General features: G+C 64.9%; 9 protein-coding genes. 4 read left to right on the top strand and 5 right to left on the bottom strand.

What is annotated here, in order from left to right:
• Positions 1-33: 33 nt before the first annotated feature.
• The 5 genes from VGS97_RS10570 to VGS97_RS29495 all read right to left on the bottom strand — a co-directional run bounded on the left by VGS97_RS10570 (position 34) and on the right by VGS97_RS29495 (position 4,359).
• Entirely contained in the window at positions 34-234 is a 201-nt protein-coding gene (locus tag VGS97_RS10570) for a helix-turn-helix domain-containing protein (protein ID WP_326853161.1), read from the bottom strand.
• A gap of 313 nt (positions 235-547) precedes the next feature.
• Positions 548-2,140: a hypothetical protein gene (locus tag VGS97_RS10565; RefSeq protein WP_326853160.1), complete on the bottom strand. Its 1,593-nt coding sequence runs from the start codon at positions 2,138-2,140 to the stop codon at positions 548-550.
• A complete protein-coding gene (locus tag VGS97_RS10560; RefSeq protein WP_326853159.1) occupies positions 2,137-3,021 on the bottom strand; it encodes a bifunctional DNA primase/polymerase in 885 nt (294 codons plus the stop codon). The genes VGS97_RS10565 and VGS97_RS10560 overlap by 4 nt, the downstream gene beginning before the upstream one ends.
• 102 nt (positions 3,022-3,123) lie before the next feature.
• Entirely contained in the window at positions 3,124-3,630 is a 507-nt protein-coding gene (locus VGS97_RS10555) for a hypothetical protein (RefSeq protein ID WP_326853158.1), read from the bottom strand.
• A 519-nt stretch (positions 3,631-4,149) separates the two neighbouring features.
• Complete coding sequence (locus VGS97_RS29495) at positions 4,150-4,359, bottom strand: hypothetical protein (RefSeq protein ID WP_349262080.1); 210 nt, start codon at positions 4,357-4,359, stop codon at positions 4,150-4,152.
• A 140-nt stretch (positions 4,360-4,499) separates the two neighbouring features.
• Between VGS97_RS29495 and VGS97_RS29800 the strand changes: the two genes are divergently transcribed.
• From VGS97_RS29800 to VGS97_RS10540, 4 genes are all read left to right on the top strand, one after another.
• A complete protein-coding gene (locus VGS97_RS29800; protein ID WP_414641683.1) occupies positions 4,500-4,772 on the top strand; it encodes a helix-turn-helix domain-containing protein in 273 nt (90 codons plus the stop codon).
• Positions 4,773-4,957: 185 nt separating this feature from the next.
• Positions 4,958-5,608, top strand: coding sequence for a hypothetical protein (locus tag VGS97_RS10550; RefSeq protein ID WP_326853157.1), 651 nt, complete (start codon positions 4,958-4,960; stop codon positions 5,606-5,608).
• Positions 5,609-5,759: 151 nt separating this feature from the next.
• The gene (locus VGS97_RS10545; protein ID WP_326853156.1) at positions 5,760-6,347 is read left to right on the top strand and encodes an RNA polymerase sigma factor; all 588 of its coding nucleotides are present in this window, start codon (positions 5,760-5,762) and stop codon (positions 6,345-6,347) included.
• Positions 6,344-7,084 (top strand): hypothetical protein, encoded by a 741-nt coding sequence (locus VGS97_RS10540; RefSeq protein ID WP_326853155.1) that lies wholly within the window; start codon positions 6,344-6,346, stop codon positions 7,082-7,084. The genes VGS97_RS10545 and VGS97_RS10540 overlap by 4 nt, the downstream gene beginning before the upstream one ends.
• Positions 7,085-7,132: the final 48 nt, after the last annotated feature.

Below are 7,132 nucleotides of genomic sequence, written 5' to 3'. Positions count from 1 at the left end.
TGGCTTGGCGCCCACGGGTGACGGACGTTGGACTTAGGCGGCGGATGCCGTGAGGTTGGCGGCGTAGCTTTCGAGGGCCGACCAGCGGATTCGGCGGCAGCGGCCGATCCTCACGGACTCGATCGCTCCCGAGGCCATGAGTTCGTAGATCTTCGACCGACCGAGCCGAAGCGCCCTGGCGGCTTCCTCCGGCGTGACGAGAATCGAGGCTTGGGCAAACGGAGTCTGGGCCATTTCGGGCGTCCTCTCTGCGGCGGGGCGAGAGACAGAGGCCCGCTGGCTCAAGGCCAGGCCAGTGGGCCGGAGATGAGCCGTTTCGTAGTCACGGGAAATGACCGTCCCTACCGTCCCTACCGTCCCTGAGCGGGCAACACCGCAGGTCAGGGTGCATGGCGGGGAGGGACGGTTCAGGGACGGTAGGGACGGTCGCGTTGCGGCGATCGTCCCTGAACCGTCTCGACCGTCCCTGTATCGTCCCTGATGTTTCCGCTGGTCAGTAGCGGTTTAGGGACGGTGTGGACGGTAGGGACGGTCGTTTCCGGTTATTTCACTGGGCGGCGAGGCGGATGAGGCGTTGGCGGTTGCCGTTGGCCTCGCGTAGGAAGTCGATGGCGATGCCGTTTTTGCGTAGGGCGGGTGCGACGCGGCGTAGGTGTCCGGCCACGGCGCGGGGGGTGCGTGGCCAGGTTTTGGGTGGGTCGTGGGGGGTGAGCAGTTCGGCGAGGGCGGCGGCGGTGCCGGTCCAGGTGCGTTTGGTTTGGATCAGGGTGCGCACCGCGTCGGCGAAGGGGTCTGCTTCGATGACGGCTTCGGTGATTTCCCCGGCCAGGATGGTGAAGTCGTTGAAGGTGGTCCAGCCGTTGACCTGGTCGATGGCGGCGAGGATTTTGGCGAAGTCCGCCAAGCGCGGAAGCTCGTCAACCTGAACATCCGGCAGAACAGCGAGTACGGCGGCGGTCAGGTCGAGGATGGCGCCAAGAATGGCGGGGCGGCCGGTTTCGTACGCGGTTTTGACTTGTTCGTCGGTACGCCGCTGGTCGGGGCGGATGGGTTCGAGTTCCACCAAGAGCAGCCGTTCGGCCAGGTCGCCGCGCATGGCTCCGGCATCAATGGTGGTCATGCCGATCACGCGCTGAAAGGACAGCACGCTGACGTCGTCGTCGGTGTACAGGGCGCGCTCCACCATGCCGTCACCGGTCACCGCTTTGCACAGGGTGTCGGAGAACCAGGCCGGGATCGAGGAGACGTTGTCCAGCATTACGGTCCACGAGGCGGCGGCCTGAACCGTCCAGGCACGCATGTCCTTGGGCGCGGCCCGCAGCGGCGCGGGTGAGGGGTCCAGCAGGGAAACCAGGGCGCGTCCGGCGGCGGACTTGCCGGTGCCCTGCTCTCCCGACAGGGCCAAAATCGGGTGCGGGATGTCGGGGAACACGGTGGCCACCAGCCAGGCGACCAGCAGCCGGAACCCGGCCTCGCCCACATTCAGCAACTCACGCAACCGGTCCAGCCCGCCAACGGTGCGGGAGGGAACGGGCAGCGGGGCCGTGAGCCGGGTGCGGCGGAACAGCACCGGGGACTCGGGTTCGACGTGCCATTCGCCCGGGCTGATCACCACGCAGCGTCCGTCCGGCTGCCCCAGGTCGAGGATGAGGTTCCCCTCGTGCCGGGCCACGCGCAGGGCAACGGGTTCGGGTGCGGCGTCCACGGCTTGGCCTTCCAGGACGTTGAGAGCATCAGCCAGCGCCGAGGCGCCAGGAGCGGTTTGGGTTTCGTCGAAGAACAGCTTGGCCAGGCGGGAGCGCAAACCGTTCTCCCCACGCAACGACAAAGCGAGGTTCGGCCCGGCCAACAGCACGGCATACGTTTTGCCGTCCGAGCCCAGCACGGTGCGAAAGTCGCGGCGCGCCAACTCGACCAGCTTGGTCGCCTGGCTCGGCCCTCGCCCACCCTCGCCGGAGTCGCCGCCGCCAGCGGGTCGCTCGGCGTCCGGCTGGTCGGCACGCCGCCGGTCCAGCTCCTTGAGCGCGTCCTCGGCACCGATGGCGGCCAGGATCGCTTCGACCTGCGCCTCGGCATCACCCTCGGGATCGGTGCCCTGGTCGGGCTCGTCCGGGTCCGGCGGAGCAGGCTGGTCGATCATCGGGTGCCTGCCTTGCGTTCTCCGTCGCTCAAACTGCGCTCAATCGTGCCCAGGCTTTTACTCACATCAGTGCCCCAGCGCTCGGCAACCTGCGTGAGCGCGGCCTCGGCCAAGGCGCGGGTCAGGGTGCCCCTGGCCACATGCGTGCCGAGGGTGAACGCCACCGCGTTGAGAGTGTCGTTACGGGTGCCCGCGCGCGCCGAGGTCAGCTTGGCGAGCTCCCCGCGCAGCACGGCAGCGCCATACCCGGACGACGACCGGGCGGCGGTGTGCGCCATGCGGGCCGGCCGGGGCGGGCTCTTCGGCGCGGCCAGCAGCCGGGCAAGCCAGCACGGCAGCACGGCCGGGACGGTGTCAAAGGTCAGGGTGTAGGGGTTGCCGTCCACCGTGGAACCGGGGGCAACCACATACCCGCCCACGCCCCGGGTGTCGATGAGCCACCCGAGACGACCCGCGCTGTTGCGCAACGCCTGCCCCTCGGGCTGGGTGAAGTACAGGTGTGTTCCGCCGCGACCGGTGGTCACGGTCAGCGTGTCGAACGGGAACGGCTCAGCATTCGCGATACAAACCACAGCCAGGGCGTCCATGCCGTCGTTCACGCCCTCCTGATCGAACGGCGCCGCGGGCGGCTTGGTCTCCGGCTTGGGGGTGTCCAGATCCACCACCAGCAGCCCGGAGGGACCACACGCGATGCCGATGTTGAACGCCCCGGCCGACCAGCAGCGCTGAATCCGGGCGGGGTCGGTGGTCGCCCGACCCTCCCAATCGGCCATGAGGGCCGGGACCTTGCTGCCCGGCTTGAGCGGGAAAACGTGCATGCCGTGCGCGGCAAGGTCGAGTGCGGTATCCGTCAGAGTTCTGGTGTCGGTGGCAGGGGTCACAGGGGTCGGGTTCCTTCCGGGCATGCCACGGCCCGCCGACGCGGGGCGGCATCGGCGGGCCGTGGCGAGGGTGTTCAGATTGCGCCGGGTTGGGTCGCGCCACTAGGTGAAGCAGCGTCCTGAGTCGTACAGGGCGTCTTCGCTGTGTGGGTCGAAGGTGTCGAACAAGGCCAGTTGCCCGCCAGGGATCGCGCGGGCCAGGGGTTTGCCGTAGCGGGTGAGGTAGACCGGGTCTTTGCCCAGGGCGGTACGCCGGTCGTTGAGGAGATCTTCGAGCTGGCAGGAGCATTCGAACAGGTTCGGCTCGTCTCGGCAGAACCAGCACACTGTCTTGTGCGGGATCGGTAGTCCGGCCCCCGTGATGATGCGGTGGCAGTCGGCGCGACGCAATCCGAGATCCAAGAGCGGACAAGAGATGCGCTTGTGCGGTTCCTGGCGGCGGGTATTGGCACGCTCGATCTCATCCAGACTGATACCAATGCCGACCGTGGCAGGGCGCTCGGCGCTCGCGCCGTACGCCTTGAGCCACTTGCCGACTACCCGGATCTTGAGTCGGCGGTGTTTCTCTGCACTCCACTCGAATGGTTGAGTGCGGGAGCCTCGGGTCAAATTAGGCGTATTTCACGACATTTTAGGCCTTAGGGGCGGCGATATGGTGCATCAACGAGGTTCATCTGTTCGACTTCGACGGCCTGTAGCCTGCTTGCCTGCCGTGCGAGATCATGACACTCATAACGAAGCCCAAGGCTGTCCTGCTGAACGAGGTCGAGGCTGTCGCTCTCGACCCGAGCCTCTCCTGTTGCTGTGGCTCTCCAAGTGCATATAGTTCGGGGCGATGGTCGGCTCGGAGCAACTGCGCGACTGGGCTCGGCAGAGGTCAACGGCTATGAACCGGGGAGCAAGATACCGGAGCGCCGCGTAGTCTGGGCGCCGCTCAAATATGACGTCGTGACCGGGTTCGGCACCATGACGGGATGGCGCACCAGGCAGGCGAGCGGCTGAGGAACAAAGTAACGGTGACTATTTGTTCCCCTCAACGCGTCGTAGCGCTGCCCCCGATTAGGCCAGGTGGCAGCATTGTTTGCACTGTCCCAAGCAGGTGAACTGACCAGTCGAGCACGCGCCTGGCTACCTATCCTCCGGGGGAACGGGCGGCAGCAGAACTATTGCAAGCGTGGCTACAGGGCCGAGGAGTACTGAGACAAGCCACCAGGAAAGGCCGCCGCGTCCCTTGGACTGGGCGAGCCCAGCGTTGATCAGAGTCAAGGTCCCCCATCCCACGATGTATCCGTGGCTTTGAGTCGACCCAGGAAAGTAGGCCACTGTGTCGGCGAGCATCATGACTCCAGGCTAGCCTCTTCAGAAGGCTGAGGTTGGGCCACGGCGGCAGGCGATCGGCTGTGGAACTGGCCACGCGGCACCGGGCATAAACAGGCGTCGGCCTGTTCGCGCTCACCAACGTTCCGGGGGGAACGGAAATGTCCAACGCTGACCTCGATGCCACATACAAGTTTCCTGATAGTCATCTAGTACTAGCGGCAACCAGGGCCAACCGGCTCAGCCCGCGGGAGCGCGAGATCTTCCTGCAACTAGGGCGCGCCCTCTCGAATCACCAGATCGCAACACTGCTGTCGATCAGCGACCTGACGGTCAGGTGTCACCTCACTCGAATATTCACCAAGCTCGAAGTGTCTTCTCGGCTTGAGGCGGGACTGGTGTCGTTCATCGTCCAGCTCCATTTGAGTTGGTAGGCCCCGGCAGCGCCAACCGGCAGCGCATTGCCGCAATTGCCTGCGGAGGCAGTGAATCAGACCTCTACTACATATGTGGGATTGCGTAGCCTCACGAACGAGACAAACATCAAGGACTGACAGCAAACGGGGGAGCGACACCACGAGAAGTGGTGGCAGATGTCTCCACAACACGGGAGGTTTGAGTGATCATTAAGCGGCTGGGGGCGATCGTGGGAGCGGCGGTCGCCGCACTCACCCTTGCTTCGTCAGCGAGCGCGGCGACCGCCACTCCGACGATGCTGACCGCCCCGACGGGACACACGATCACCTGGGTGTCGCCGGACGGTAAGACCAAGGTCTCGCTGCACACGATGACCGCATCGGAGGTCGCTGCGGCAGGGCTCACGAAGTACGCACCGCCGACGGCGAAGCCAATCAGCGGCAGTCTCGTCGTGGGCTCCAGCGCAACCGCACCGACGCACCGCACGGCTGTTACGCCGAACCTGGTGCACCCGAACGCCAGCGGCTGCTGGTCCGAGACCATCACGTGGAACTTCGCGTTCGGCATGGCCGCGTACGGCTCCGAGGACTGGTGCGGTGACGGTACCTGGGTTTCCTACACAAGCCCGTCGTGTTGGGGGACCGGTGGGTGGTACCCGACGTACAACTACATGAGCTGCAACGTGAACTCGTCCTACGGTGTGGGTTGGAACCTTGCGCAGTTGACATACCATTGGGACATGTGCATCGCGTGGGTTCCGGTCGGGGGTTACTGCGCTGAGCACGCATACCCGTATGCGGAGTACCAGGCGTTTGGTAACGGAAGCTTCAATCTGATTTCTTACCACAGCTAACATCACAATACAGCACGGTGGGACGGGCCTGACGGCCCGTCCCACCGTGCTGCTTGTCCGCCCGCTCGGTGGATGCGGCCCCGCCACCGGTGGGGCCGTGGTCATACAAGCTGGCGGGGAACCGGCGACGTCCGAGCGGGCATAAGTGGGTGTGACGACAATCGGCGTGCATGAAGACACCGTCCTGTGGGAAGCCGTACGGACCGGTGACAGCGACGCCTTCGCCACAATCTTCGACCAGTATGTTGATGCGATCTACAACTACTGTGCCCACCGGGTCGGTTCGTACTCTGATGCTGACGACTTGACCGCGACGGTGTTTCTCGAAGCGTGGCGTTGCCGAGCCAAACTGCCGCTAACCACCCCTACTGCGCTGCCCCTGCTCTACGGGATTGCTGCACGGGTGTGTCTGCGTCACCATCGCAGTCTCCGACGTTATGTGGCAGCTTTGAGGCGTTTCCCTGTGGAAGGCAACCAACCCGACCACGCTGCCGATGTTGCTGCAGCCGTCGACTACCGGGCTGCGCTGGCGGCGATGACGGTGGCACTACGCAGGCTCCCTAAGGATCAGCGGGATGTTGTGGAGCTATGCCTGATTGGACAGGTTGACACGAAAACGGCAGCTGCGTCCCTAGCCATCCCCGAAGGGACGGTCAAATCCCGTCTTTCTCGCGCTCGCTCCCAGTTGCGTGTCGACCTCGCATCCGTGCGCTTGAATACCTTTGGAGAGACGCTATGACCACTGAACATGATCTCCTGGAAACGTGGCGGCCACTGGACCCTCAGCGCAAGCTGGCGTTGCGCGCCAGCTTGCTCGCCGGGGTCCGGGCCCATCGACGCCAACCACGCAGGCGGCTCGCGGTGCGCTTGAGCGTCGCACTTGCTGCGGGTATTGCCCTCGCTCTCTCGTTCACGCTCAACGCTGGTCCATCGCTCACCGCGTGGAGCACCGTACCGGACCGATTGTCCGCCGCCGCTCTCAACTCTGCGATGTCTCAATGTCGCATCGAACTGTCCCACGTCCCAATATTCGCAGGACTACCGCCGTCAGGACCCAACCTCATCGCGATTGGTGAGCAGCGCGGGACAACGACCAGTATCGCCATGGCCGATGGCCGCACAGTAGGAATTTGCATCGGCACCGAACAAGCCCGCTTCGCCGGCATCGAGCCGCTCGTCGCCAGCACCCCCGCCAGCATCCTCGTTGTCGACGATGCCCAATCCGGGCAAGCCAGCGGACCAGGCGCCACCCGCTTCGCATTCGGCCGCATCGGCCCCAACGTCGCCACGGTCGAGGTGACTACCACTGACGGTCGCACCGTTATCGCGAGCACCAGCGGCCCCTACTTCCTGGCCTGGTGGCCGTCAGGTGCGGATGCCGCAACCATCACTGCCTACGACCAATCCGGGCAAGTGATCGATACTGACCATCCTGCAGCTGCCAGAAGTACTGTTACCCCGATCCATCGCTCATAAGCAATTTTAGGCCACCTAGATAGCGGATGCAGTTACCAAAATTCGTAT

The sequence above is a fragment of the Actinocrinis sp. genome (assembly GCF_035946395.1).
GTDB lineage: Bacteria > Actinomycetota > Actinomycetes > Streptomycetales > Catenulisporaceae > Actinocrinis.
This window is presented reverse-complemented; position numbering and strand designations above follow the sequence as displayed.